The 24611-nt window shown below is 55.7% G+C and carries 24 protein-coding genes and 1 riboswitch; of the genes, 15 read left to right on the forward strand and 9 right to left on the reverse strand.

All coding sequences use genetic code 11. The features are described 5' to 3' along the window. Positions 1-23 precede the first annotated feature (23 nt). Positions 24-413, reverse strand: coding sequence for a ubiquinone biosynthesis accessory factor UbiK (ubiK, locus tag ACR8BN_RS03310; RefSeq protein ID WP_033772624.1), 390 nt, complete (start codon positions 411-413; stop codon positions 24-26). A 171-nt stretch (positions 414-584) separates the two neighbouring features. After that, positions 585-742: riboswitch (FMN riboswitch) on the forward strand. Positions 743-852: 110 nt separating this feature from the next. Here ubiK and ribB point away from each other — a divergent pair. Continuing rightward, positions 853-1509, forward strand: a complete 657-nt coding sequence (gene ribB, locus ACR8BN_RS03315; protein ID WP_031590879.1) for a 3,4-dihydroxy-2-butanone-4-phosphate synthase — start codon at positions 853-855, stop codon at positions 1507-1509. 233 nt (positions 1510-1742) lie between these two features. After that, positions 1743-2528, forward strand: a complete 786-nt coding sequence (ygiD, locus tag ACR8BN_RS03320; protein ID WP_031590876.1) for a 4,5-DOPA dioxygenase extradiol — start codon at positions 1743-1745, stop codon at positions 2526-2528. A 189-nt stretch (positions 2529-2717) separates the two neighbouring features. On the opposite strand, the gene ACR8BN_RS03325 is transcribed toward ygiD, so the two are convergent. From ACR8BN_RS03325 to tolC, 3 genes are all read right to left on the reverse strand, one after another. After that, a complete protein-coding gene (locus ACR8BN_RS03325) occupies positions 2718-3878 on the reverse strand; it encodes a glutathionylspermidine synthase family protein (protein WP_039390665.1) in 1161 nt (386 codons plus the stop codon). Between the two features lie 7 nt (positions 3879-3885). Further along, on the reverse strand, positions 3886-4557 hold the full coding sequence (locus ACR8BN_RS03330) for a DUF1190 family protein (protein ID WP_010249037.1): 672 nt from the start codon (positions 4555-4557) through the stop codon (positions 3886-3888). Positions 4558-4698: 141 nt separating this feature from the next. Beyond that, positions 4699-6165 carry an outer membrane channel protein TolC gene (tolC, locus tag ACR8BN_RS03335; protein WP_039390667.1) on the reverse strand — a complete coding sequence of 489 codons (1467 nt, stop codon included), beginning with the start codon at positions 6163-6165 and terminating at the stop codon, positions 4699-4701. Positions 6166-6378: 213 nt separating this feature from the next. On the opposite strand from tolC, the gene nudF reads away from it, so the two are divergent. The 6 genes from nudF to ACR8BN_RS03365 all read left to right on the forward strand — a co-directional run bounded on the left by nudF (position 6379) and on the right by ACR8BN_RS03365 (position 11830). After that, on the forward strand, positions 6379-7014 hold the full coding sequence (nudF, locus tag ACR8BN_RS03340; protein WP_434747567.1) for an ADP-ribose diphosphatase: 636 nt from the start codon (positions 6379-6381) through the stop codon (positions 7012-7014). Continuing rightward, positions 7011-7436 carry a DUF1249 family protein gene (locus tag ACR8BN_RS03345; protein ID WP_008925735.1) on the forward strand — a complete coding sequence of 142 codons (426 nt, stop codon included), beginning with the start codon at positions 7011-7013 and terminating at the stop codon, positions 7434-7436. The genes nudF and ACR8BN_RS03345 overlap by 4 nt, the downstream gene beginning before the upstream one ends. 42 nt (positions 7437-7478) lie before the next feature. After that, positions 7479-8306: a 3',5'-cyclic-AMP phosphodiesterase gene (gene cpdA / locus ACR8BN_RS03350; protein ID WP_022623882.1), complete on the forward strand. Its 828-nt coding sequence runs from the start codon at positions 7479-7481 to the stop codon at positions 8304-8306. 3 nt (positions 8307-8309) lie between these two features. After that, positions 8310-8891 carry an esterase YqiA gene (gene yqiA / locus ACR8BN_RS03355; protein ID WP_010249032.1) on the forward strand — a complete coding sequence of 194 codons (582 nt, stop codon included), beginning with the start codon at positions 8310-8312 and terminating at the stop codon, positions 8889-8891. 49 nt (positions 8892-8940) lie between these two features. Further along, positions 8941-10836 carry a DNA topoisomerase IV subunit B gene (gene parE, locus ACR8BN_RS03360; RefSeq protein ID WP_010249031.1) on the forward strand — a complete coding sequence of 632 codons (1896 nt, stop codon included), beginning with the start codon at positions 8941-8943 and terminating at the stop codon, positions 10834-10836. A 94-nt stretch (positions 10837-10930) separates the two neighbouring features. Further along, complete coding sequence (locus ACR8BN_RS03365; RefSeq protein ID WP_191939033.1) at positions 10931-11830, forward strand: LysR substrate-binding domain-containing protein; 900 nt, start codon at positions 10931-10933, stop codon at positions 11828-11830. A gap of 295 nt (positions 11831-12125) precedes the next feature. On the opposite strand, the gene ACR8BN_RS03370 is transcribed toward ACR8BN_RS03365, so the two are convergent. Both ACR8BN_RS03370 and ACR8BN_RS03375 read right to left on the reverse strand, forming a co-directional pair. Next, the gene (locus ACR8BN_RS03370; RefSeq protein WP_031590861.1) at positions 12126-12434 is read right to left on the reverse strand and encodes a putative quinol monooxygenase; all 309 of its coding nucleotides are present in this window, start codon (positions 12432-12434) and stop codon (positions 12126-12128) included. Between the two features lie 48 nt (positions 12435-12482). Further along, positions 12483-13064, reverse strand: coding sequence for an NAD(P)H-dependent oxidoreductase (locus ACR8BN_RS03375; RefSeq protein WP_010249028.1), 582 nt, complete (start codon positions 13062-13064; stop codon positions 12483-12485). A 114-nt stretch (positions 13065-13178) separates the two neighbouring features. On the opposite strand from ACR8BN_RS03375, the gene ACR8BN_RS03380 reads away from it, so the two are divergent. The 4 genes from ACR8BN_RS03380 (at position 13179) to ftsP (ending at position 18818) form a co-directional block, all read left to right on the forward strand. Next, positions 13179-13997, forward strand: a complete 819-nt coding sequence (locus tag ACR8BN_RS03380) for a transporter substrate-binding domain-containing protein (protein ID WP_143991118.1) — start codon at positions 13179-13181, stop codon at positions 13995-13997. Between the two features lie 192 nt (positions 13998-14189). After that, entirely contained in the window at positions 14190-16463 is a 2274-nt protein-coding gene (gene parC, locus ACR8BN_RS03385; RefSeq protein WP_434747326.1) for a DNA topoisomerase IV subunit A, read from the forward strand. Between the two features lie 45 nt (positions 16464-16508). Next, positions 16509-17246, forward strand: coding sequence for a 1-acylglycerol-3-phosphate O-acyltransferase (locus tag ACR8BN_RS03390; RefSeq protein WP_010671121.1), 738 nt, complete (start codon positions 16509-16511; stop codon positions 17244-17246). Between the two features lie 141 nt (positions 17247-17387). Then, positions 17388-18818: a cell division protein FtsP gene (gene ftsP, locus ACR8BN_RS03395; protein ID WP_010249023.1), complete on the forward strand. Its 1431-nt coding sequence runs from the start codon at positions 17388-17390 to the stop codon at positions 18816-18818. A 98-nt stretch (positions 18819-18916) separates the two neighbouring features. Here ftsP and dkgA read toward each other — a convergent pair whose 3' ends face one another. Beyond that, positions 18917-19741 (reverse strand): 2,5-didehydrogluconate reductase DkgA, encoded by an 825-nt coding sequence (gene dkgA, locus ACR8BN_RS03400; RefSeq protein WP_010249022.1) that lies wholly within the window; start codon positions 19739-19741, stop codon positions 18917-18919. 499 nt (positions 19742-20240) lie between these two features. Between dkgA and ACR8BN_RS03405 the strand changes: the two genes are divergently transcribed. The 3 genes from ACR8BN_RS03405 to ACR8BN_RS03415 all read left to right on the forward strand — a co-directional run bounded on the left by ACR8BN_RS03405 (position 20241) and on the right by ACR8BN_RS03415 (position 22420). Further along, on the forward strand, positions 20241-20945 hold the full coding sequence (locus tag ACR8BN_RS03405; RefSeq protein ID WP_434747327.1) for a hypothetical protein: 705 nt from the start codon (positions 20241-20243) through the stop codon (positions 20943-20945). Continuing rightward, positions 20938-21360 carry a hypothetical protein gene (locus ACR8BN_RS03410; RefSeq protein ID WP_031590854.1) on the forward strand — a complete coding sequence of 141 codons (423 nt, stop codon included), beginning with the start codon at positions 20938-20940 and terminating at the stop codon, positions 21358-21360. Before ACR8BN_RS03405 ends, ACR8BN_RS03410 begins: the two co-directional genes overlap by 8 nt. Before the next feature lie 151 nt (positions 21361-21511). Continuing rightward, positions 21512-22420: an AraC family transcriptional regulator gene (locus ACR8BN_RS03415; protein ID WP_031590853.1), complete on the forward strand. Its 909-nt coding sequence runs from the start codon at positions 21512-21514 to the stop codon at positions 22418-22420. A 32-nt stretch (positions 22421-22452) separates the two neighbouring features. Here the strand turns inward: ACR8BN_RS03415 and ACR8BN_RS03420 are convergent, their stop codons facing one another. Both ACR8BN_RS03420 and metC read right to left on the reverse strand, forming a co-directional pair. Continuing rightward, entirely contained in the window at positions 22453-23115 is a 663-nt protein-coding gene (locus ACR8BN_RS03420) for a DedA family protein (RefSeq protein WP_010249020.1), read from the reverse strand. A 210-nt stretch (positions 23116-23325) separates the two neighbouring features. Beyond that, entirely contained in the window at positions 23326-24516 is a 1191-nt protein-coding gene (gene metC / locus ACR8BN_RS03425) for a cystathionine beta-lyase (RefSeq protein ID WP_191918176.1), read from the reverse strand. Positions 24517-24611: the final 95 nt, after the last annotated feature.

The following is a 24611-nucleotide window of genomic DNA, read 5'->3' on the forward strand; positions in this document are numbered from 1 at the left end:
GAGCCGGGCTCCCGCTTAAAGGCTTATTCTGGCTTGTTGTCCGCGACGGGTTTCACCACGTCCGCAACCGGTGACGGCGAGGCTGCGGGTGAGGTCGCTACGGCGGCTGATGGTGTGGTCGCAGCAACAGGCGTTACCGGTGCGGTTGCCGTCGGCGGCGTACCGGCTGATGAACCCTGACTTTCCAGCTGTGCCAGACGCTGCTCCAGCGCCGCCAGCTTCTCACGTGTACGCAGTAATACCTGCGTCTGCACATCAAACTCCTCACGGTTGACCAGATCCATCCGGGTCAGCTGCGCCTGAAGAACCTGACGAATTTTCTTTTCGACATCATCACCAAACTCACGAACACCTTTAGGCATCGCTTCGTGAACCTGACGGGCAAGTTGTTCAATTTTTTTCGTGTCGATCATGATGATTTCCTGGTTACGGGGAGCTGTGTCAGCGTGTTTACCAACGTAATAAGTGTTAAGTGTAATGCCAGAAATGAAAAGGATAAACCTCAAATCGGTAACGCAGGAAATGCAAAAGCAATTGCGCTATTGATGATTGCCGCCTCAAACGATCGGCGTTATAGTTAAAGTGCTTATTCTCAGGGCGGGGCGCAATTCCCCACCGGCGGTAAATCAGCTTCGGCTGAAAGCCCGCGAGCGCTTTATCTTGATGAAAAGAGAGGTAAAGGTCAGCAGATCCGGTGTAATTCCGGGGCCGACGGTTACAGTCCGGATGGGAGAGGGTAACGACATCTGTCGGACAATTGTGTCTGCTTCACGTTATTGCCACGTCTTTTTGACGTCACTCCTAAGCACGCCCTGATTCTGGTAACCCATACATTTTAAGGTTTTTATTACCATGAATCAGACGCTACTTTCTGAATTTGGCACGCCTGAACAGCGTGTAGAACGTGCTATCGCCGCCCTGCGTGAGGGACGCGGTGTGATGGTACTCGACGATGAAAATCGCGAAAACGAAGGCGACATGATCTTCGCCGCAGAAACCATGACCGTTGAACAGATGGCACTGACTATCCGTCACGGCAGCGGCATCGTCTGCCTTTGCCTGACCGAAGCGCGTCGCCAGCAGCTCGATCTGCCAATGATGGTGGAAAACAATACCAGCTCTTTCGGCACTGGCTTCACTGTGACCATTGAGGCCGCAGAAGGCGTCACTACGGGCGTCTCCGCGCAGGATCGTATCACCACCATCCGCGCCGCCATTGCCGACAATGCCAGACCCACCGATCTGCATCGCCCTGGTCACGTCTTCCCGCTGCGTGCCAGTGAAGGCGGCGTATTAACCCGTGGCGGGCATACCGAAGCGACTATTGATTTAGTCACCCTGGCCGGCTTTAAGCCCGCAGGTGTGCTGTGCGAACTGACCAACGATGATGGCACCATGGCCCATGCGCCAGAAGCGATTGCGTTCGCCCGTCAGCACAACATGCCGGTGGTGACCATCGAAGATCTGATCGCCTGGCGTCGCGCGCACGAAACACGCCACGCCAGCTAATCTGGCTGCCGCGATAAACAGGCCCCTCCCGGGCCTGTTTTTCTTCCTGACGCCCGGGATGGCGCGGCCTGACCGCTGACTTCTCCTCTCTCCTTCATGCCGAAAGCGCTGTTAAACCCGCCACGTAAAATTTCATTCAAATTTCCTGATGATCACCATCATGGTTATCCGCGTGATAAAGCAGCGGATGCGCGTATCTTAATGGCTATCAAATACTCGATCCCGGGGATCACATGAGCCAGTTACGAATGCCAGCGCTGTTTTTGGGTCACGGCAGCCCGATGAATGCCCTTGAAGAGAATCGCTATACCGCCGCATGGCGTCACCTGGGCGATACTCTGCCACGTCCACGCGCGATTATTGCGGTTTCGGCGCACTGGTATACGCGTGGCACCGCCGTGACGGCAATGGCACAGCCTGAGACCATTCATGATTTTGGTGGCTTTCCGCAGGCGCTGTTTGATACGCGCTATCCGGCACCGGGATCGCCTGAACTGGCGCAGCAGCTGGTGGAGCAGTTAGCGCCCGTTGCGGTGACGCTGGATCACAAGTGGGGACTGGATCATGGTTCCTGGGGTGTGCTGATCAAGATGTATCCGGATGCCGATATTCCGGTGGTGCAGCTAAGCATTGATGGCACCAAACCCGCGGCATGGCACTTTGAGATGGGCCAGAAACTGGCTGCACTGCGCGATCAGGGTGTGATGATTGTCGCCAGCGGCAACGTGGTACATAACCTGCGTAAAGTGCGCTGGGATGGCAACAGCGAAGTTTATCCATGGGCCAGCAGTTTTGAACAGTTCGTGCGCGATAACCTGGCGGTGCAGAGCGATGCTGCTTCTCATCCGCTGGTTAACTTTATGGATCATCCTGGTGCGGCGCTTTCTAATCCGACACCTGAGCACTATCTGCCGCTGCTCTATGTACTTGGCGCACGTCAGCCGGATGACGCCATCAGCATTCCGGTTGATGGCATGGAGATGGGGGCGATCAGCATGTTGTCGGTTCAGGTAGGTTAGGGCGAAGCTGACAGCCATAGAAGAGCTTATTGTGCAGGGAACACGGTCAGAAGAGGAAAGCGTCCCGCGCCAGGGACGGCGCGGGCCGAGCGTGTCATGGATGACGGCTTTTGCGTCTTTCCGATCTGACCGTGTTCTTTGCGCAGGCTCGGTCTAACCGCTAAACCAAACGGAGATTATCGCGGTGCATTAACCGATAAAAGCGTGCGGATAGAAACGGGAAAGATCCTGCGTGATCAGGTCGCGATCTTCCCGCAGGCCGATACCGGCCGGTTGATCGTCAATCAGCCAGCTGCCGATCAGCGTATAGCTGTCGCCAAACTTAGGCAGCGGATGGAACTGCTGGACGATCATTCCCTCTTCGCCATAGGGTCCATCGACGCGGGCGATCTCCTGACCATTTTCAACGATGCGGATGTTGGCACCTTCACGTGAAAACAGCGGTTTCACCACATATTTGTCCATGTGCGGCACGTCATCTTCCGCGAACCAGGCGGGCAGCAGGTTAGGGTGATTCGGGAACATCTCCCACAGCAACGGCAGCAAGGCTTTATTCGAGATAATGCTTTTCCAGGCCGGTTCCAGCCAGCGCACGCCAGCATCGCCCAGCTTGGTGGAGAACATCTCACGCAGCATGAATTCCCACGGATAGAGCTTGAACAGGTTGCTAATCACCTGATCCTGGGCGTCGGTAAATTCCCCTTTTTCGCCCAGTCCAATTTCATCCATGTAGAGAAACTCACTCGGCAGTCCCGCTTCGGTGGCGCAATCCTGAAGATATTGCACGGTGCCGCGATCTTCGTCGGTATCACGGCAGCAGGCGAAGTGCAGCCAGTTGAAGCCGTGCTGCTGATGTAACGCGGCAAAGCGTTCAATCAGCTTTTCCTGCAGGCTATTAAACTGATCGCTGCCTGCGGGGAGCTGACCGGCGTTGAGCTGGTCCTCCAGCCACAGCCACTGGAAAAATGCCGCTTCATACAGCGAGGTCGGCGTATCGGCATTGTTCTCCAGCAGCTTTACATCGCCTTTGCCATCCCAGGCGAGATCCAGACGAGAGTAAAGCGAAGGCTGACGCTGATGCCATGAATCGCGCACGAAGTCCCAGGTGTGTTTGGGGATGCGGAATTTAGTCAGCAGCGCTTCGCTGTTAACCACTTTTTCAACCACCTGCAGGCACATTTGATGTAATTCAGCGGTCACATCTTCCAGATGCTCGATTTGCGCCAGCGTGAACTGGTAATAAGCATCTTCACACCAGTAGGGTTCACCATGCATGGTGTGAAAACGAAAACCGAACTCGGTGGCTTTTTCGCGCCAGCCTGGGCGCTCTGAAATGGCAATGCGTTCCATCGGGGCGTTAGCCTCCCATTGAGCGGCTGGAAGTGCCGCTGGCGCTGCTACGCTGCATGCTGTTCTGCTTCGCGACGGTTTCACCAAAGCCACCACGGGTAATGGTGGAGGTGGTAGCCGGTTTTGGTGCCAGCGCCGTTTTCGGCACGGTCATGCTTTTGCCGGATGTTGCTGCACCATAATTACGGCCTGATGCATCAACAAACTGACCATTGGCCGGGCTGCGGGCATTTTTCGGTGAGAAGAGCGGTTGCTGTGCAAAGCCCGAACCACCGCCCATCATGCGACCCATCATGTAACCTGCCATCAGTGGCATCCAGAAGCTGCCGCCACTCTGCTGCGATTCGGCATTAGTGGTGCCCACGCCCGCCTGAGCCGGTGTCTGCTGACACTGGTTTTCACCAAATTCAGCGACACAATCTTCACGCGTGGCATATTTAGGCGCGGTGCGTTCCGCCTCTTTTTTGGCTTCATTGAATGCGGTAGTACATTGCGCACTCTGGCCCGGATTGGCTTTTGAACAGTCATCAGCGTTCTGGTACATCGAAACTGTTTCGTCGTTCTGTTCACAGCCAGCCAGCATAAATACCGCCGAAACGGCGATAGCAACGGGCGTTAAATGGCGTGCCTGCCAGCTTTTGCGAAAAGCGGCATAGCGAATAGATTTTGTGCGTTTCATTATGATTATCCTGTGCCCAAAGGTAGCGCATAGAATAGGGGATGGGGGGTAAAATTGAAGCTGGAGGCCTGATACAACAGGGATCTTTACTTAGTTATACGTTCAACAGAGAGACGGGCCGCAAAGCAGCCCGTCCGCTCATTAATTACCGAAAGGATTACCGCTGCTGTGGCGAGCCGCAGGACGTGCTGCCTCAGAAGAGCCGGTTGCTGCCGGACCGCTATCCACGCGCGCGGTCTGCTGTGCATTTTCCGGTGCTACCGTTTCCGGTGACGTCGGGATCTCTTTACCCAGCTGGCTGTTCAGTTTCTGCAGGCTCTGCTCATTGAGCGTACCCAGCGCATAGCTGATATTCAGCTGGTTAATCAGATAGCTATAGCGCGCATCGGAGAGCTGCTGCTTAGCGTTGTAGAGCACGGTGGTTGCATCCAGCACATCAACGATAGTACGCGTACCAACCTGATAGCCCGCTTCTGACGCATCCAGAGAGCTTTGCGCAGAGACCACGGCCTGTTTATAAGCGTTGATGCTGCTGATAGAAGCATTCACGTTGTTAAACGATGAGCGGACTGTCTGAACCGCAGAGCGGTGCGCGCTTTCCAGCGATTCACTGGCGCTGACGAAGCTGTACTGTGCCTGTTTCACCTGAGAGGTGACGCTGCCGCCGCTATAGAGTGGCAGTGAGAAGCTCAGACCCACCTGGTTAGTACCGCTAATGGAGTCAGTAGAGCCCTGGCTCTGGTTCGCACGGCTGCCGCCATATTTGCTGTTCGACATGCCGGTAGAGGCTGTCAGACCAATAGTGGGCATATGACCCGCTTCCATCTGACGGATCTGCTCACGGGCTAAATCCTGGTTCAGACGCGCAGAGAGCAGCGAAAGGTTACGGCTTTCCGCCTGCTTAAGCAGCGCGCTGACCGGCTCGGGCTTATCGGTTCTGAAGCGATCAATGCTCAGCGAAGCCAGCGACATGTAGTCCATGCCGGTAATCTGACGCAGCGTTTCCACGTTGTTATCGAGGTTATTACGCGCGGTCACTTCGTTAGCCAGCACGCTGTCATATTGCGCACGGGCGTTCTGTACGTCAGTGATGGCAACCAGTCCAACGTTAAAGCGTTGAGTGGTTTGATCCAGTTCGCGATAGATCGACTGTTTCTGCGCTTCGGTGTAAGAAAGGGTATCAATCGCTTTCAGCACGTTGAAGTAGGCGGTCGCGGTGTTCAGAATCAGATCCTGCTGCGCCACCTGATAGGTCACATCCTGGATACCGGCAGCTTTTTCCTGCAGGGTCAGCGCGCGCCATTTCGACATGTCGAAAATAGTCTGGGTTAATTGCAGCGAGCCGCTGGTCGTGTTGGAATGGAGACCGCTACTGTCGCGATAGCCGCCGTTATAGGTGTAGTCTGCACCCAGGCCGAGCTGGGGTAATAATGGGCTACGCGCTTCGTTGATTTTCTCAAAGGCAGAATCGCGATCGGCAGCGGCGCTGCGCAGATCCGGGTTGCTCAGACGTGCTTGTTGATAAACCTGAAGCAGGTCTTCGGCCTGGCTGGCGAAGCTGAAACCGCCCAGGCTCAGCCCAATAAAAAATGGGAGCAGTTTTTTCATTTGCATTCCTTTTGTTGCAGCAAATTGCAGTGGGTGCGCTGCCGGGTAAGCCAAAAAATTATCGCCGATTCTAGCAGAGGGCAACTGTGAGATAAGTTGGCTGAACGTGCCTTCTCCCCCTAATTTACGTAAATAATTCAGAAAGAACCACTTACATGGAGCACGGTTACAGGCTTTTTTCGCTCCACCTCAATCTGCATAAGGAACCCGATGATGCCGGAAGAAAAAAAATCCCCTGTGACTTTCACAAAAAACGATGTAGAAATTATTGCACGCGAAACCGTCTATGATGGTTTTTTTTCCGTCGTACGTTATCGCTTCCGCCACCGCCAGTTTAACGGCGAAATGAGTGGAGAAGTACAGCGCGAAGTTTTTGAGCGCGGACATGCCGCTGTGCTGCTACCTTATGATCCCTTACGCGATGAAGTGGTGCTGATTGAACAGATCCGCATCCCGGCTTATGACAGCAGTATTTCGCCCTGGCTGCTGGAGATGGTCGCCGGCATTATTGAGCCCGGTGAATCTGTTGAGCAGGTCGTGCGCCGTGAAGCCGTTGAAGAAGCAGGATTAGAGGTCGGCCGGATTAAGCCCATGCTTAGCTATTTGGCCAGCCCTGGCGGCACCAGCGAACGTCTGTCGGTGCTGATTGGGGAAGTGGATGCCAGCCAGGCAGAGGGATGCCATGGTCTGGAGGAAGAGAATGAGGATATTCTTGTCCATGTGGTGAGCCGCGAACAGGCTTACCGCTGGGTGGAAGAGGGGATAATTGACAATGCGGCGTCTGTCATCGCCCTGCAATGGCTGGCGTTGCACCATGAGAAACTACGCGAAGAGTGGATACAAAAATGAAACAGCGCTATACCCCTGACTTTCCCGAAATGATGCGGCTCTGCGAAACCAATTTCGCCCAGTTACGCCGCCTGCTGCCGCGTAACGATGAGGCGGGAGAATCGGTGATCTATCAGGTGAGTGGCGCCCGTTATCAGCTGACGATTCAGGAGTCGACACGCTACACCACGCTGGTGGAGATCCGCCAGGTCGCGCCTGCCGTGAGTTACTGGAGTCTGCCCTCGATGTCGGTAAGGCTCTATCACGATGCGATGGTCGCCGAAGTGTGTTCAACTCAACAGATCTATCGTTTCAAAGCGCGCTATGATTATCCTAATAAAAAATTGCACCAGCGCGATGAAAAACATCAGATAAACCAGTTTCTCGCAGACTGGCTGCGCTACTGCCTTGCACATGGTGCGATGGCAGTTCCGGTCTGCTGATGCGTATAATGCAGTAAATGGCGTGGAGACGAAGGAAACGCTTTGGATAGCCTGCTAACTCTTCCTGCAGCGAACGGTTCCGAAATCAGGATTTTGCAAATCACGGATACCCACCTGTTCGCGGGAAAACATGAATCGCTGCTTGGGGTGAACACCTGGTCGAGCTATAAAGCGGTGCTGGATGCGATTATTGCGCAACATCGTGACTACGACCTGATTATCGCCACCGGCGATCTCGCCCAGGATCACTCTATCGAAGCCTATCAGCATTTTGCTGAGGGCATCTCACGTTTGCCCCGGCCCTGCGTCTGGCTGCCCGGTAATCACGATTTTCAGCCCGCGATGTTCGACACGCTGGCAGCCGCTCATATCAATGCCCACAAGCAGGTGCTGGTGGGTGAGCAGTGGCAGATTGTGTTGCTGGACAGCCAGGTCTCAGGTGTGCCGCACGGCATGCTGAGCGATTATCAGCTGGAGTGGCTCGATAACGCGCTGGCCCGCTATCCGCAACGTCATACGCTGGTCCTGCTGCACCACCATCCGCTGGCCTCTGGCTGTACCTGGCTCGATCAGCACAGCCTGCGCAACTCACATCAGCTCGATGCCGTGTTACAGCATTACCCGTTAGCCCGGACGCTGGTCTGTGGTCATATTCACCAGGAGCTGGACCTTGAGTGGCACGGTCGTCGTGTGCTGGCCACCCCTTCAACCTGCGTTCAGTTCAAACCGCACTGCACCAGCTTTACGATTGACACCGTGGCACCAGGCTGGCGCTGGTTCACGCTGTATCCGGATGGCGGCCTTGAGACCGAGGTTAACCGGCTCGACACCGACGCTTTTCGTCCCGATTTAGACTCAGAAGGATACTGACGCGTGGCGGCATTACTCTATCTGCACGGTTTTAACAGCTCGCCGCAGTCGGCAAAGGCGACGCAGTTCCGGCAATGGTTAGAGGCGCAGCATCCGGAGATCGAAATGATCGTGCCCCAGCTGCCGACGTTTCCGGCCGATGCCGCCGCAATGCTGGAAGATCTGGTACTGAGCCGCAGCGGCGAAACGCTGGGGCTGGTGGGCTCTTCGCTGGGCGGTTATTACGCCACCTGGCTGTCGCAATGCTTTATGCTGCCTGCTGTGGTCGTCAATCCCGCGGTACGGCCTTTTGAGCTGCTGGCGGATTTCCTGGGCGAAAATCAGAATCCCTACACCGGCCAGCAATATGTGTTAGAGTCACGCCACATTTACGATCTGAAAGTAATGCAGATTGAACCGCTGGAAGCGCCCGATTTACTCTGGCTGCTGCAACAGACCGGCGATGAAGTTCTCGATTACCGTCAGGCGCTCGACTATTACAGCGCGTGCCGTCACACGGTAGAAGAGGGCGGAAATCATGCATTTACTGGATTCGAGCGCCATTTCCCGCAGATTCTGGACTTTCTCGGTCTGAATCATCCCTGAGTAATGCGGAAATCGCACCCCATTTCACCCTTCTAATCAGACATTTACGATGAGTCAATCTAACTATAACGCGGATGCCATTGAGGTCCTGACTGGCCTTGAGCCTGTTCGCCGTCGCCCGGGGATGTACACCGATACGACGCGGCCCAACCATTTGGGTCAGGAAGTGATTGATAACAGCGTCGATGAGGCGCTGGGCGGCCACGCGAAGCGGGTTGAAGTGATTCTGCACGCTGACCAGTCGCTGGAAGTTATTGATGATGGTCGTGGCATGCCGGTGGATATTCACCCGGAAGAGGGCGTGCCTGCCGTCGAGCTGATCCTGTGTCGTCTGCACGCGGGCGGCAAGTTCTCCAATAAAAACTATCAGTTCTCGGGCGGCCTGCACGGCGTTGGCATCTCGGTGGTGAACGCCCTGTCAAAACGCGTCGAAGTCACGGTGCGCCGTAATGGTGAAATCTATGACATGGCGTTTGAGAATGGCGACAAAGTCCAGGATCTCACGGTCACCGGCACGGTGGCTAAACGCAACACCGGCACGCGCGTCCATTTCTGGCCCGATGAAAGCTTTTTCGACAGCCCACGTTTTTCGGTGTCACGCTTATCACATCTGCTGAAAGCCAAAGCGGTGCTCTGTCCTGGCGTTGAGATTGTCTTTAAAGACAAGCTGAACAATACCGAACAGACCTGGTGCTACGAAGATGGCCTGACTGACTACCTGTGCGAAGCGGTGAATGGCTTACCGACGCTGCCGGAAAAACCGTTTGTCGGCAGCTTTGCTGGCGATGTGGAAGCGGTTGACTGGGCGCTGTTGTGGCTGCCGGAAGGCGGTGAACTGTTAACTGAAAGCTACGTTAACCTGATCCCGACCATGCAGGGCGGGACTCACGTCAACGGCCTGCGTCAGGGGCTGCTGGATGCGATGCGCGAGTTCTGCGAATACCGCAACATTCTGCCGCGTGGCGTGAAGCTCTCCGCTGAAGATATCTGGGATCGCTGCGCCTATGTGCTGTCGGTAAAAATGCAGGATCCGCAGTTCGCCGGGCAGACCAAAGAGCGCCTCTCTTCACGTCAGTGCGCAGCCTTTGTCTCTGGCGTGGTAAAAGATGCCTTCAGCCTGTGGCTGAACCAGAATATCCAGATCGCAGAGCAGCTGGCTGAGCTGGCGATCTCCAGCGCCCAGCGACGTATGCGGGCAGCCAAAAAAGTGGTGCGTAAAAAGCTCACCAGCGGTCCGGCTCTGCCGGGCAAACTGGCGGACTGCACCGCGCAGGATCTGAATAAAACAGAACTGTTCCTGGTCGAAGGGGACTCGGCAGGCGGCTCGGCCAAGCAGGCGCGCGATCGTGAATATCAGGCGATCATGCCGCTTAAGGGCAAGATCCTGAACACCTGGGAAGTCTCTTCCGATGAGGTGCTGGCGTCGCAGGAAGTGCATGATATTTCCGTGGCGATCGGCATCGATCCCGACAGCGAAGATCTTTCACAGCTGCGCTACGGCAAGATCTGCATTCTGGCGGATGCGGACTCCGATGGTCTGCACATCGCCACGCTGCTGTGTGCCCTGTTCGTGAAACATTTCCGTTCACTGGTCAGAAACGGACACGTCTACGTTGCCATGCCGCCGCTCTACCGTATCGATCTCGGTAAAGAGGTCTACTACGCGCTGGATGAAGATGAGAAAGAGGGCGTGCTTGAGCAGCTGAAACGCAAAAAAGGTAAACCTAACGTTCAGCGCTTTAAAGGACTGGGCGAGATGAACCCTTTGCAGCTGCGCGAAACGACGCTGGATCCGAATACCCGCCGTCTGGTACAACTGACCATCAGTGAAGAGGATATCGATCAGACGCTGCGTATGATGGATATGCTGCTGGCGAAGAAACGTTCCGAAGACCGGCGTAACTGGTTGCAGGAAAAAGGCGACAAGGCCGATATCGAAGTGTAAAAAAACAGGACGCGAAAGCGTCCTGTTCTCTTTGTGCTTCAGCCAGCACATTCCCAGAGAACCCGGCAGATTCAGAGCAGAGACAGTAACCCTTGTGAAAATTACCCTGGAAGAGCTACGCGCCTGGGTGGCGGTGGTGGACAGCGGTTCCATTACCGCGGCAGCATCCCAGCTGGCGCAGACCAGTTCGGGCATCAGCCGGGCGTTGTCCCGGCTGGAGAGTAAGCTGCAGACCACCCTGCTGCATCGCACCACCCGACGGCTGGCGCTGACCGAAGAGGGACAGGTTTTTCTGGAGCATGCGCGCCAGATCCTGGCCTCGGTTGAGCAGGCCGAAGAGCAGATAGCCCTGCGGCGCGAGATGCCGTCAGGACGGCTGCGGGTAAACGCCGCCACCCCTTTTATGCTGCATGTAATTGTGCCGCTGGTGGACGATTTCCGCGCCCGCTATCCCCTGATCCAGCTTGAACTAAATACCGACGATATCCTGATCGATCTGCTGGAGCAGCAAACGGACATTGCCATTCGCATCGGCGAACTGCGCGACTCTACGCTACGCGCCCGGATGCTTGGCAGCAGTGCGATCCGGCTGATGGCCAGTCCGGCCTATCTGGCGAAAGCGGGCACCCCGCAGAGCGTGGCCGATCTCGCGCAGCATCAAATCATCGGCTTCAGCCATCCTGAATCCCTCAACGTCTGGCCGGTCCTGCAGCCTGATGGCGATTTCATGCGCATTAAGCCCACAATCTCTGCCTCCAGCGGCGAAACCATCCGGCAGCTGGCGCTGGCAGGACAGGGGATCGCACGCCTCTCCGACTTTGTCAGCCGGGAAGATTGCGCGACAGGACGGCTGGTGCCGGTTCTCCCCGCTGAAACCCGCGAGCTGCGGTTGCCGGTGCATGCGGTCTATTACCGTAACACCACGCTCTCTTCGCGTATCGGCTGCTTCCTGGATTTTCTCCGCACCGAGATTGATCGGCGTCAGCTGCTGTGATCTCTCCTGGCATAATAAAAAACCCCTGTCATAGGGCAGGGGTTTGGAGATGCTGGCAAGTCTGGCCGGATTCGCTGTGAGATTGTGCTTGCACAGGGAACACGGCCAGATCGGAAAGACGCTCAAGCCAGTCCCTGGTCGCTCTACCCGCGCCATCCCTGGCGCGGGACGCTTTCCTCTTCTGACCGTGTTCCCTTCGCGTTGAGCTAATTCATTGCTGCCAGAGGCACTCAGGTTTGAGGTTGTCAGCAGCCTGACCCCTTTTACCGAAAAGGGGTTAAGCCTTCAGCACGAATCAGGCGCTGGGTTCCAGCACCAGAATCTTCACATCCACCACATCATCTTTAATGATGGCGCGATGCGCATCCATATGCGGCATCTGCTGATGCTGCTCCAGATGACGCAGCGTTTCCCACTGTTCCAGCATAAAAATGGAGTCCGGCGAGTTCTGCTTCCACGGCACCTGCGCCTGATGGTCCAGCAGCGCGTCATACTGATGGCAGCCATCTTCTTCTAAAACCAGCGGGATCAGTTTTTTCACCGCATCCAGCACGGCCTGACGGCGACCGGGTTTGACACAAATTTCAGCAACGACTGTTAACATTCGCGAATTCCTCTTTCGTGGGAAAATAGGGGGTATCCCCCAGCCATCTTACGCAAAAACGCGACTAAGATGGGTCCGATAAGCGGCAATATCGCGTGGCACGTCCGGCGCTTTAATCACATCGTTGCAGATAAAGGTCGGCAGCGCTTCCATACCCAGGAACTGGTTGGCTTTGTGGAAGTGCAGATAAAGACCGTCGACGCCGACGCCTTCAAAGAACTGCTCCGGGTCGGTAAAGGCCTGCAGCGGCGCATTCCATGTCAGCGACAGCATATATTTTTTGCCCTGCAGCAGACCGCCGGAACCATATTTCTTCGCCGCATCAGAACGGGTACGGCCATCGCTGGCGTAGAGTGAGCCGTGGCCTTCGGTAAAGACTTCATCGATATAACGCTTCACCGTCCACGGCTCGCCCATCCACCAGCCAGGCATCTGATAAATCACCACATCGCTATCGACATATTTCTGCACTTCATCGGCGACCACGTAGTCGCTGTCAGCCAGGGTCACAGACACCTCATGCCCCATGTCACGCAACTGGCTGGCCGCAACGTCGGTCAGCGTGTGGTTCAGTTCACCTTTAGAGTGGGCAAAGGTTTTGCCGCCATCGATAATTAAAATCTTGCTCATGAATCGTTTGCCTCATTTCCTGAATATGGCGCTTAGCTTACGCGCGCTGCGGTCGCAGAAAAATGGGAGGTTGATCACAACACTTTTGCTGTGGAAGCAACAATGCGCCGGTTTATGGCACCATCGGCAGGCAAACTCACTGTGAAAACAATTATAGAAAAACGCAAAATGAAAAAAATTGTCCTCTCTTTGCTGCTGGCCACCGGTGCTGTCCAGGCACAATCTCATCTCGACACCATCCTCAGTTCTAAAACGCTTAAGGTCTGCACCACCGGCGATTACAAGCCTTACAGCTACCTGCGACCCGATGGTCAGTATGAAGGGCTGGATATCAGTATGGCGAACGCGCTGGCTACCTCGCTCGGCGCGAAAGTGGAGTGGGTGCCAACCAGCTGGAAAAACCTGATGCCCGATTTTCTGGCAAAGCAGTGTGATATCGCCGTCGGCGGCGTCTCCGTCACGCTGAAACGCCAGCAGACCGCCTGGTTTGCCCGGCCGCTGGATGTGGATGGCAAAATCCCGCTGGTGCGCTGCAGCGATAAAGAGCGCTTCCAGACCATCGAACAGCTCAACCGGCCTGACGTGCGGCTGATTGAACCGGCAGGCGGCACCAACGAAGCCTTTGTGCACAGCCACCTGCCACAGGCCTCACTGACGCTGTTCCACGATAACGTCACCATCTTCCGGCAGCTGGTGGACAACAAGGCGGATGTGATGATCACCGATGCCTCTGAAGCGCGTTTTCAGCAGCAGCATTACCCGACGCTCTGTGCGATCAATCCCGACAAACCGCTGCAGTATGGCGAGAAGGCTTACATGATTCCGCGTGACGATATCAGCTGGAAGCTCTATGTCGATCAGTGGCTGCATCTCAGCACCGCCACCGGCGAATATCGTGACATTGCCCGCCAGTGGATGGGCGCAAAGCCCTGATCCACTTCCGCAGACAGGTCAGACACTTGCCGGTCTGAATCCGGCGTGTCTCTGACACATAAAATTGCGCGGCGGGACGCCTGCTCTCCCGCGCTTCCCCTGTGACTAACACCAGCGAATAAGGTACTATCCTCGCCAAACCACCGCCGGGTGTCCCGCCGTTGTGGGCCACGATGTGAGGATGAGAAATTAATGAGTGAACTGACTCAGGATGGTGCAGAGCGTCTTGCCCTGCACACATTCACCGAGAATGCGTACTTAAACTATTCGATGTACGTCATCATGGACCGCGCCCTGCCTTACATTGGCGACGGATTAAAGCCGGTTCAGCGACGTATCGTCTACGCCATGTCCGAACTGGGACTTAGCGCCAGCGCAAAATTCAAAAAATCGGCGCGTACCGTAGGTGACGTGCTGGGTAAATACCATCCGCACGGCGACAGCGCCTGCTATGAAGCGATGGTGCTGATGGCGCAGCCGTTCTCCTACCGTTATCCGCTGGTCGATGGCCAGGGTAACTGGGGTGCACCGGATGATCCCAAGTCATTCGCGGCGATGCGTTACACCGAATCCCGCCTGTCGAAATATGCCGAGCTGCTGCTGGGTGAGCTGGGTCAGGGGACGGTCGATTATCAGCCGAACTTTGATGGCACGCTGCAGGAGCCGAAGATGTTACCGGCGCGCCTGCCCAATATTCTGCTGAACGGCACCACCGGGATTGCCGTGGGTATGGCGACCGATATTCCGCCGCACAACCTGCGCGAAGTGGCTCAGGCCGCCATCGCGCTGATCGACTCGCCGAAAACCACGCTGGAACAGCTGCTGGATATTGTCCAGGGGCCTGATTATCCTACAGAGGCGGAGATCATCACGCCGCGTGACGAAATCCGCAAAATCTATCAGACCGGTCGCGGCTCGATTCGCCAGCGTGCAGTCTGGAAGAAGGAAGAGGGCGAGGCGGTGATTACCGCGCTGCCGCATCAGGTGTCGGGCGCGCGCGTGCTGGAGCAGATTGCGAACCAGATGCGCAATAAAAAGCTGCCGATGGTGGAGGATCTGCGTGATGAATCGGATCACGAAAACCCGACCCGCCTGGTGATCGTTCCGCGCTCCAACCGCGTCGATCTCGATCAGGTGATGAACCATCTGTTCGCCACCACCGATCTGGAAAAGAGCTACCGCGTTAACCTCAACATGATCGGGCTGGATAACCGCCCGGCGGTTAAAAACCTGCATGAGATCCTGACCGAATGGCTGGTGTTCCGCCGCGATACGGTCAAACGTCGTCTGAATCACCGCCTGGATCGCGTGCTGCGCCGCCTGCATATCCTGGAAGGTTTGCTGGTTGCGTTCCTGAACATCGATGAAGTGATCGAGATCATCCGTACTGAGGATGAGCCTAAGCCGGTCCTGATGTCACGCTTTGGCATCAGCGAAACCCAGGCCGAATCGATCCTCGAACTGAAGTTGCGCCACCTGGCAAAACTGGAAGAGATGAAGATCCGTGGCGAGCAGGCGGAGCTGGAAAAAGAGCGCGATCAGCTGCAGGCCACGCTGGCCTCTGAACGCAAGATGAACACCCTGCTGAAAAAAGAGTTACAGGCTGACAGCGCCAGTTACGGCGACGATCGTCGCTCGCCGCTGCGTGAGCGTGAAGAAGCCAAAGCCCTGAGCGAAACCGAGCTGGTGCCGTCTGAACCGGTGACCATTGTGCTGTCGCAGATGGGCTGGGTGCGTAGCGCCAAAGGCCACGATATCGATCCAGCCGGACTCAACTACAAAGCCGGCGACAGCTATCTGGCTGCGGCACGCGGCAAGAGCAATCAGCCGGTGGCCTTTATCGACTCCACCGGCCGCAGCTACACTCTGGATCCGACGTCGCTGCCTTCAGCGCGCGGGCAGGGCGAGCCGCTGACCGGCAAGCTGACGCCACCGCCGGGTGCGGTAGTTGAACAGGTGCTGATGGAGCCGGATGACCAGCGCCTGCTGATGGCCTCTGATGCGGGTTACGGCTTTATCTGTACCTTCAGCGATCTGGTGTCGCGCAACCGCGCCGGTAAAGCGCTGCTGACGCTGCCGGAAAACGCCCGTGTGATGACGCCGATGGCCGTCCATCATGAAGATGACATGCTGCTGGCGATTACCCAGGCGGGACGGATGCTGATGTTCCCGGTCGGGGAGCTGCCGCAGATGTCGAAAGGCAAGGGCAACAAAATCATCTCGATTCCATCCGCGGAAGCGGCCGCCGGTCAGGACAAACTGGCCTGGCTGATGATTTTGCCGCCGGGCAGCGCTATCACGCTGCACGTGGGCAAGCGTAAAATGCTGCTGCGCAGTGAAGAGCTACAAAAATTCCGCGCCGATCGTGGACGTCGCGGCACGCTGTTACCGCGCGGCCTGCAAAAAATTGATCGTGTTGAACTGGATGCGCCTGCGCGTCCGGCGAGCCCGGATAGCGAAGCGTAAACTACCCGGCTGACACCGCGTCAGCCGTGGCTCAATGAGGGAACTATGTTACTGATTCTGCGTGCCATTATTGTGGTCATCTATTCGATCTTAGTCTGTATATCTGGCTGTATCTGGTGTCTGTTTTCACCGCGCAATCCGCGTCACGTCGCCACATTTGGCCATCTGTTCGGCAAACTGTCGACGGTGTTTGGCCTCAAAGTAGAACTGCGCAGACCGGAAGGTGCTGAGAACTATGGTAATGCGATCTACATCGCGAACCATCAGAACAACTACGACATGGTCACTGCGGCTAAAATGGTGCAGCCCTGCACGGTGACGGTGGGCAAGAAGAGCCTGTTGTGGGTGCCGTTTTTTGGCCTGCTCTACTGGCTGACCGGTAACCTGTTGATCGATCGCGATGACCGTGCAAAAGCACGCGGCACGATCGGTCAGCTGGTGGATGAGTTTAACAGTAAGCGCATCTCCATCTGGATGTTCCCGGAAGGGACGCGCAGCCGTGGCCGTGGCCTGCTACCGTTTAAAACCGGTGCCTTTCACGCCGCTGTGGCGGCGGGTGTGCCGATCATTCCGATTGTGGTCTCCAACACGCATGGCAAGATCAACCTCAATCGCTGGAAAAACGGGCTGGTGATCGTTGAGATGCTGCCCCCGATTGATGTAAAGGCTTTCGAGTCGTCGTCGGTGCGTAAGCTGGCGACCCACTGTCGCGAACTGATGGCGGCAAAGCTGGAAGAGCTGAACGCCGAAGTCGCAGAACGCGAAAAAAACGGAAATATCTGACCGGCGAACCATTCGCCGAACTATCCTGCAGGGATGCCGCACGGCGGGGCACGTCCGCCCGCCGTGAACGCAGCACAGCAAAAACAGATCAATAAAAACAGGGTCGGCGCTTAGCGCCACGCGTAAAGGGTCAGAAGTTTTATGTCTTTCAGCAGACGTCAGTTCATCCAGCTTTCTGCCGGAGCGGCGCTTAGCGCCAGTGTACTACCTCATGCGGCGCGTGCCGCTTCTTCAGCTAATGGCGACACGCCACTTCCGGTTCCGCCGTTGCTGGAATCCCGTCGCGGCCAGCCGCTGTTCCTGACAATGCAGCGCAGCCACTGGTCTTTTAATGGCGACAACAACAAAGTGCCGGTGTGGGGCATTAATGGCCTCTATCTTGGCCCGACCGTCCGGGTTTACAGCGGCGATGACGTTAAGCTGATCTACAGCAACCGTCTGAACGAGCCGGTCTCCATGACTATCAGCGGCCTGCAGTTGCCGGGTGCGCTGATGGGCGGCGCGCCGCGTATGATGTCAGCCGGTGTTGACTGGTCGCCGGTGCTGCCGATTCGTCAGGCGGCCTCAACCTGCTGGTATCACGCCAACACGCCGAACCGCATGGCTCCGCACATCTATAACGGACTGGCGGGGATGTGGCTGGTGGAAGATGATATTGGCAGGCAGTTGCCGTTGCCGAAGCATTACGGCGTCGATGACTTCCCGATTATCATTCAGGACAAGCGGCTCGATAACTTTGCCACGCCGGTCTATGACCCGCCGCAGGATGGTGGTTTCCTGGGCGACACGCTGCTGGTGAATGGCGTACGCAATCCGTTTGTGGAGGTATCACGCGGCTGGGTGCGTCTGCGTCTGCTGAACGCGTCGAATGCGCGCCGTTACGAGATGGTGCTCAGCGACAATCGTCCGTTTATGGTCATCGCCAGCGATCAGGGCTATCTGCCTGCGCCGGTGGCGGTGCAGCGCCTGTCACTGGCGCCGGGCGAACGCCGCGAGGTGCTGGTGGATATGTCGCAGGGCGATGAAGTGTCGATTACCGCAGGTACGGCGGCGGGCATTATGGATCGGCTGCGCGGCTTCTTTGAGCCATCCTCCATTCTGACGTCAACCCTGATCCTGACGCTGCGGCCAACCGGCTTGCTGCCGCTGGTGACGGATAATCTGCCGATGCGGCTGCTGGCCGATCAGATTCTGGATGGCGTGGCGGTTCGCACCCGTGAATTCCGCATCGGTGACAGCATGCCGGGCATTAACGGCGCGATCTGGGATATGAGCCGCATTGACACCACGGCACAGCAGGGCACCTTTGAGCGCTGGATCCTGCATGCTGATCGGCCACAGTCGCTGCATATCCAGGGCGTGATGTTCCTGATTAAAAGTGTCAATGGTGCGCAGCCGATGGGCGAAGATCGTGGCTGGAAAGATACGGTGTGGGTCGATGGCAGCGTGGAACTGATGGTCACTTTCCCGCAAAGTTCGTCAGATCACTTCCCGTTCGTCTACTACAGTCAGACGCTTGAACTGGCCGACCGCGGTACTGCCGGTCAGCTGGTGGTGCAGCCCAGCGCATAACAGCGCGGTCAGGCAGGGAGAGCCCGCCTGACCGCGTTAATCGTTAGCTGCCCCAGCCGCAGGGCAGATAAGGTGAGGTCATCCGATGACGCCAGGCCTTAGTTAAAGGTTTCCGGATCCGGCCCCAGACGATTGCCGCTGTCCAGCTTCGCAATATCACTCACTTCATGCTTGTCCAGACGGAAGTCGAATACCTTAAAGTTCTCTTCGATGCGGGCTGGTGTCACCGACTTCGGAATCACCACCAGGCCGCTATCCAGATGCCAGCGGATCACGATCTGTGCCGGCGTCTTGCCATATTTCTTCGCCAGCGACTTAATGATCTCCTGATCGAAGACCCCTTTGCCGCCCTGCGCCAGCGGACTCCAGGATTCGGTCTGGATCTGATGCAGTGCATTCCACGCATGCAGCGTGCGCTGCTGTAGCATCGGGTGCAGCTCAATCTGGTTCACCACCGGCGTGACACCGGTTTCATCCAGCAGTCGCTTCAGATGCGCCTCATGGAAGTTACAGACGCCAATGCTTTTGGTCAGCCCCTGCTGCTGCAGTTCAATCATCTTCTTCCAGGCATCGACATAATTGTCTTTTTCCGGGCACGGCCAGTGCATCAGATAGAGATCGACCTGCTCCAGTTTCAGTTTCTCCAGGCTGGTTTCCATCGCCTGCTGAACGTTCTGCTGATCGTCGTTCCAGAGTTTGGTGGTCACGAAAATCTCTTCACGTGGCACGTCAGTTTCCTGCAGTGCCTGGCCAATCGCCTCTTCATTCTTATAGGCGGCGGCGGTATCGATTGAGCGATAGCCGACCTCCAGCGCTTTCAGCACCGCATGACGTGCATCTTCAATGCTGGCCTGCCACACGCCGAGTCCGAGTTGCGGCATCATATTGCCATCGCGCAGTTTGATAATGGGTTGGTCTGCCATAGTTGCTCCTTTCCGTTGCGGTTAATCCGTGAGATTTCACTGTGCTTAAGTCTAGCCAACAATTCTCAGCCTGCTTAGCTATAGCGAATCATGCTCGAAATTGGCCCGAATCGTATTTATGCCGGTTTTCTGCAGGCGTGAACTAAACCGGCTTGCTTATAGGATATAGTCCAGTTTTGCCAGGGACCCATAGCATTTATATCTGAAGCGGGAAATTCTGCTTGCGAGCGGCAATACGGGCATAGTCGTAGTGCCATAACAATAAAGCGGTATCGTTAGTCTCGCGAGGGTGATAGCACAGTAATTTCAGACGACACAGAATCCCGAATAAGACAACACGTCTCTCTTAATGTATATCAAAATAAGAAGACAGGTTAATGATAATTAACATTCCCGGCCAGATAAGAAAATATCCAGCGCATTTTTCTTAAAGTGATTTCTCTCCTGTGGCATGATTACGCTTTGCTGAAACTCATTAGTTAAATAGGGAGAGTAAAAGATGAGTAAACGAAGTGATATCATTGATGGAACTGCTGCTGCCAGAGTCCCCTATGGACTGGTTTATACGGAAGTACTGGGCTGGATTGATCTGGGACATGCTCAGGGTAGCGATATAAGAACGCTTTTGAGAAGTATTGATTCCGGAGAGGCTTCAAGCAAGAAATATTACGATGTTACCTATTCGCAGTCTATGACTGACCCGACCAGAACTATGAGGATGGGTAAATTTATTACCTGGCGTATCAAACACGGTCGTTCCCATTTTGAACGCAAAAGCATTGCGCTGGCCATGATGATGTCTCTGGCCCGGAAGTTTGAAGGATTGCAGGCATCATTTCCCAGCACTAGCATTACAGACAGTGGTTTCAGTGGAGAAGATCTGGTGTCAGATTTGCTGGGTTTTTACCGTGTAATCACCCTGTATGATCTCTTTGAGCTGCTGCGTCCCGTCAGCAAAGCAGAGGCGCTAAAAAGATGGGATTATTACGGTAAGATCGGTTCCTGGAAGAACGACTCCTTTTCGCCACTTTTATTCCCCGATCCTGAAAAATTCCCCAATGCGAAACCCCGAAAAGGTGTTCTGCCGGATTTTATGACGACAGTCAGACCGTGGAGTGACTTCCATTCGGGAATCGTCGGTATTGCCAGCACTGATGGTTCATATATAGATAAGGCAACCGGTGGGGTATTACCGTATGCGTAAGTCATTTAAAATAGTATCAATGATTATTATTGTTATTATGTCAGTGCTGGTCTGGATATGGCCTTATATAAAAATGGAATTCTCCGGAAGCGCAAGCTATACCGAGCAGGATGTGAGAGAATATGAATTCTATACCCCCGATATCCTGAAAAAAATGCCACGAATTTCTCCGCGATATAATTTTGACTTTGCCAATATTACGGGGCCAGCTTCACAGGTTTATGCAATAAAATATTATGACACAGATAATTCAGGCGAAATTGACGCCTATTTGATTTCTCTGGGATATAAAAAGCAGAAGGATTGTCACATTGAAGCAGTATGTTGGATCGGTAATGAACCTCAGCAAATGGTGACTGTAAGCACCTTAGAAAACCCTAAAGTATTATTAGTTTCAGTTATCTACAACTTCTGATCGAAGCGGCTTGCGGACAGACGCATCGGGCTGCATGATAAAAACGATTTGCAACATTTCAGTGACGTAAACGAGCGCCTGATTCTCCAATTCACTGGTGATTCAGACATTTGCACGGCACACTGGCTTTTTGCCCGTAAAAGGAGTCGCTATGGCGCACGATGCCCTGTGTCACCGGCTGGCGCAGCAGGTCGTCACGTTAATGACCCACGGTCACGACCGTCTTTGCCCGGTCGAAAATGTGTCGCTGATTTACGCTAATCAATATCGTCCCCGTACGCCGATGATGTATCAGCCCGGCATTGTGATCCTGTTTCAGGGCAGCAAAACCGGCTATCTCGGCAGCACCGTGTTTCAGTATGACGCCAGCAAGTACCTGATGATCACCGTGCCGCTGCCGGTGGAGTGCGAAACCTGGGCCTCGCCAGAGGTGCCGATTGCCGGGCTGTGTCTTAATGTCGATACCGCCAGCCTGCAGGATCTGCTGATTGAAATCGGCGATGACGATCAGTTTCAGCCGCAGCCGCAGACCTCGGGGATCCACTCGGCCTGGCTGACGGAACCGATGCTGTGTGCTGCTGAGCGGCTGCTTGATGTGATGACCCAGCCGCGCGATGCGCGGGTGCTGGGGCCGCACATCGTGCGGGAGATTATCTACTACGTGCTGACTGGCCCGATTGGTGGTGCGCTGCTCTCACTGGTAAGCCGACAGACGCAATTCAGCCTGATCGCGCGTGCCCTGCGACGGATTGAGAATCACTATGCGGAAAACCTCAGCGTCGATGCGCTGGCGGCGGAAGTGAACATGAGCGTTTCAGCCTTTCACCATAACTTTAAAGCGGTTACGCAGACGTCGCCCCTGCAATATCTCAAGCGATATCGCCTGCATCAGGCGCGATTGCTGATGCTGCACGATGGACTGAAAGCGAGTGCGGCGGCGGTGCGGGTTGGCTATGAAAGTCCCTCACAGTTTTCGCGGGAATTTAAGCGCTATTTTGGCGTGACACCGGGGGAAGAGGTGAATCGTGTGCGGCAGACGGTAGCGGATCCGTCCGCCTGAGTGGCGGCGGATCCTGATGCTACACGCTGACGTCAGGCCTGTTTCTGCCGACGCTTTTTCCAGATAACCAGAATGCTGCCAAACAGCCCGAGAAACAGCAACACCATCGGCAGTATCATCAGGATCGCCATCACCTGATCTTCATGACGCTTGATGAACGGCACCTGGCTGATGCCATAGCCAAACGTCACGACGATGCCAACCCACAGCACGCCGCTGAGCCAGTTGAAGAGCTGAAAACGACCATTCTGTAAGCCCGCAATGCCCGCCATGGTTGGCAGGATCGTCCGGATGAAGGCCAGAAAACGGCCGACCAGCAGCGCCATCAGGCCGTGACGGTTAAACATATTCCAGGCGCGCTGGTGATACTGCGCCGGAAGATGCATCAGCCAGCTCTTCACCAGCCGGGTATTCCCCAGCCAGCGACCCTGCAGATAGCTCAGCCAGCAGCCCAGGCTGGCGGCGGTGGTGAGGATCACCATCGTCGGCACAAAATCCATTACCCCTTTTGCCACCATCGCACCCGCCAGCAGCAGCAGGCTGTCGCCCGGCAGGAAAGAGGCGGGTAACAGCCCATTTTCCAGAAACAGCGTCAGGAACATCACGCCGTACACCACCCACACCACATCCGGATTTGCCAGCGCGGCAAAATCCTGATGCCAGAGCGCGTGGACAATCTCGTGTAAAACACCCATTTGCTATTCCATCACGTCACAAGGAACTATCCGTCTGCATTCAGGCAATCGGTCGCGGCGCTGCGCAATAAATGCAGCGACCTCACTGATGACCTGAACGGTCTGGGATAAATTTTAACAATAAATGAGCAGCAGCCCGGCAAACTCTGCGGGTGGCCGCTACCCGGTTCATCTTCTGTTTAGCGTCTGTTTATCTTTTACCTGAGTTTATTAACGCGTCAGGCGCGCAAAACCGGCGTCCAGGTCGGCCAGCAGATCGTCAACGTGCTCCAGACCAATATGCAGTCGCACCAGCGTACCGGTGAAATCGACTCCACCCGCCGGACGAATCGCGGCCAGCTCTTCCGGCTGATTCGCCAGGATCAGCGATTCATAGCCGCCCCAGGAGTAGGCCATGCTGAAATGATGGAAGTGATCGAGATATTCCGCCAGCTGGGGCGCGCTGAGTTTTTCCTGCAGGATAAAAGAGAACAGGCCGCTGCTGCCGTTAAAATCACGCTGCCAGAATTGATGACCTTTGCTCTGCGCCAGCGCCGGGTGATTAATCCGCGCCACTTCGGGACGCGCGGCCAGCCATTCTGCCACCTGAATCGCGCTCTCTTCATGCTGACGCAGACGGGTGCCCAGCGTGCGGAGACCCCGACTCGCCATGTAGGCGGTATCGGCATCGACCATCTGACCCATCAGATAGGAGTTCTCGCGCAGCTGATCGATACAACGCGCATTGGCGACCGCCGTGCCGATCATCGCATCGCTGTGCCCAATCAGATATTTGGTGCCCGCCTGAATCGAAATATCGATGCCGTGCGCCAGCGCATCAAATAAGATACCGGCCGCCCAGGTGTTGTCGATCATGATGATCGCCTCGGGCGCTTTAGCGCGAACCGCCGCCACAATCGCCGGAATATCCTGAACTTCCATCGTAATAGAGGCTGGCGATTCCAGGAAAACGACCCGGGTATTGGGCTGCACCAGCTCACCGATTTCACTGCCGATGCAGTGATCGAACCAGCCCGTTGAAACCTGCAGCTTAGTCAGGATTTTAGTACAGAAATCCTGGGTCGGTTCATAGACTGCGCCACTCATCAGCACGTGGTCGCCCGCCTCGACAAACGCCAGAATCGCGTTCGCCACGGCAGCCGCGCCGCAGGGATAGAGCACACAGCCTGCGCCGCCTTCCAGCTCCGTCATCGCATCCTGCAGCGCAAAGTGCGTCAGGGTGCCACGACGGCCATAAAAGAGTTCGCCTTTTGCCCGACCGGCGGTGGCGCGTTTCTTCTCCGCGACCGTATCAAAAACCAGCGAGGAGGCCCGTTGAATTACACTGTTCACCGAGCCCTGGGTATAACGCTTGCTGCGTCCTGCACTGACGAGCGTGGTATCAATTTTTCTGGTGGTCATGAGTCGCCTTTGCCGCTTCTGACTAAGCCCTCACGTTACCACGAAACGACCAGCAGGGTTGAGACTCAATGGTGATTATCAGAGTGCGTCGCAGG

This window comes from Pantoea sp. Lu_F5_004 (assembly GCF_051136245.1).
GTDB lineage: Bacteria > Pseudomonadota > Gammaproteobacteria > Enterobacterales > Enterobacteriaceae > Pantoea > Pantoea agglomerans.

What these genes read in the sequence shown, in the direction of transcription:
- ubiK (WP_033772624.1), bottom strand. Translation starts at nt 413, where the DNA reads ATGATCGACACGAAAAAAATTGAACAACTTGCCCGTCAGGTTCACGAA.
- ribB (WP_031590879.1), top strand. Translation starts at nt 853, where the DNA reads ATGAATCAGACGCTACTTTCTGAATTTGGCACGCCTGAACAGCGTGTA.
- ygiD (WP_031590876.1), top strand. Translation starts at nt 1,743, where the DNA reads ATGAGCCAGTTACGAATGCCAGCGCTGTTTTTGGGTCACGGCAGCCCG.
- ACR8BN_RS03325 (WP_039390665.1), bottom strand. Translation starts at nt 3,878, where the DNA reads ATGGAACGCATTGCCATTTCAGAGCGCCCAGGCTGGCGCGAAAAAGCC.
- ACR8BN_RS03330 (WP_010249037.1), bottom strand. Translation starts at nt 4,557, where the DNA reads ATGAAACGCACAAAATCTATTCGCTATGCCGCTTTTCGCAAAAGCTGG.
- tolC (WP_039390667.1), bottom strand. Translation starts at nt 6,165, where the DNA reads ATGAAAAAACTGCTCCCATTTTTTATTGGGCTGAGCCTGGGCGGTTTC.
- nudF (WP_434747567.1), top strand. Translation starts at nt 6,379, where the DNA reads ATGCCGGAAGAAAAAAAATCCCCTGTGACTTTCACAAAAAACGATGTA.
- ACR8BN_RS03345 (WP_008925735.1), top strand. Translation starts at nt 7,011, where the DNA reads ATGAAACAGCGCTATACCCCTGACTTTCCCGAAATGATGCGGCTCTGC.
- parE (WP_010249031.1), top strand. Translation starts at nt 8,941, where the DNA reads ATGAGTCAATCTAACTATAACGCGGATGCCATTGAGGTCCTGACTGGC.
- ACR8BN_RS03370 (WP_031590861.1), bottom strand. Translation starts at nt 12,434, where the DNA reads ATGTTAACAGTCGTTGCTGAAATTTGTGTCAAACCCGGTCGCCGTCAG.
- ACR8BN_RS03375 (WP_010249028.1), bottom strand. Translation starts at nt 13,064, where the DNA reads ATGAGCAAGATTTTAATTATCGATGGCGGCAAAACCTTTGCCCACTCT.
- ACR8BN_RS03380 (WP_143991118.1), top strand. Translation starts at nt 13,179, where the DNA reads ATGGCACCATCGGCAGGCAAACTCACTGTGAAAACAATTATAGAAAAA.
- parC (WP_434747326.1), top strand. Translation starts at nt 14,190, where the DNA reads ATGAGTGAACTGACTCAGGATGGTGCAGAGCGTCTTGCCCTGCACACA.
- ACR8BN_RS03390 (WP_010671121.1), top strand. Translation starts at nt 16,509, where the DNA reads ATGTTACTGATTCTGCGTGCCATTATTGTGGTCATCTATTCGATCTTA.
- ftsP (WP_010249023.1), top strand. Translation starts at nt 17,388, where the DNA reads ATGTCTTTCAGCAGACGTCAGTTCATCCAGCTTTCTGCCGGAGCGGCG.
- dkgA (WP_010249022.1), bottom strand. Translation starts at nt 19,741, where the DNA reads ATGGCAGACCAACCCATTATCAAACTGCGCGATGGCAATATGATGCCG.
- ACR8BN_RS03405 (WP_434747327.1), top strand. Translation starts at nt 20,241, where the DNA reads ATGAGTAAACGAAGTGATATCATTGATGGAACTGCTGCTGCCAGAGTC.
- ACR8BN_RS03410 (WP_031590854.1), top strand. Translation starts at nt 20,938, where the DNA reads ATGCGTAAGTCATTTAAAATAGTATCAATGATTATTATTGTTATTATG.
- ACR8BN_RS03415 (WP_031590853.1), top strand. Translation starts at nt 21,512, where the DNA reads ATGGCGCACGATGCCCTGTGTCACCGGCTGGCGCAGCAGGTCGTCACG.
- ACR8BN_RS03420 (WP_010249020.1), bottom strand. Translation starts at nt 23,115, where the DNA reads ATGGGTGTTTTACACGAGATTGTCCACGCGCTCTGGCATCAGGATTTT.
- metC (WP_191918176.1), bottom strand. Translation starts at nt 24,516, where the DNA reads ATGACCACCAGAAAAATTGATACCACGCTCGTCAGTGCAGGACGCAGC.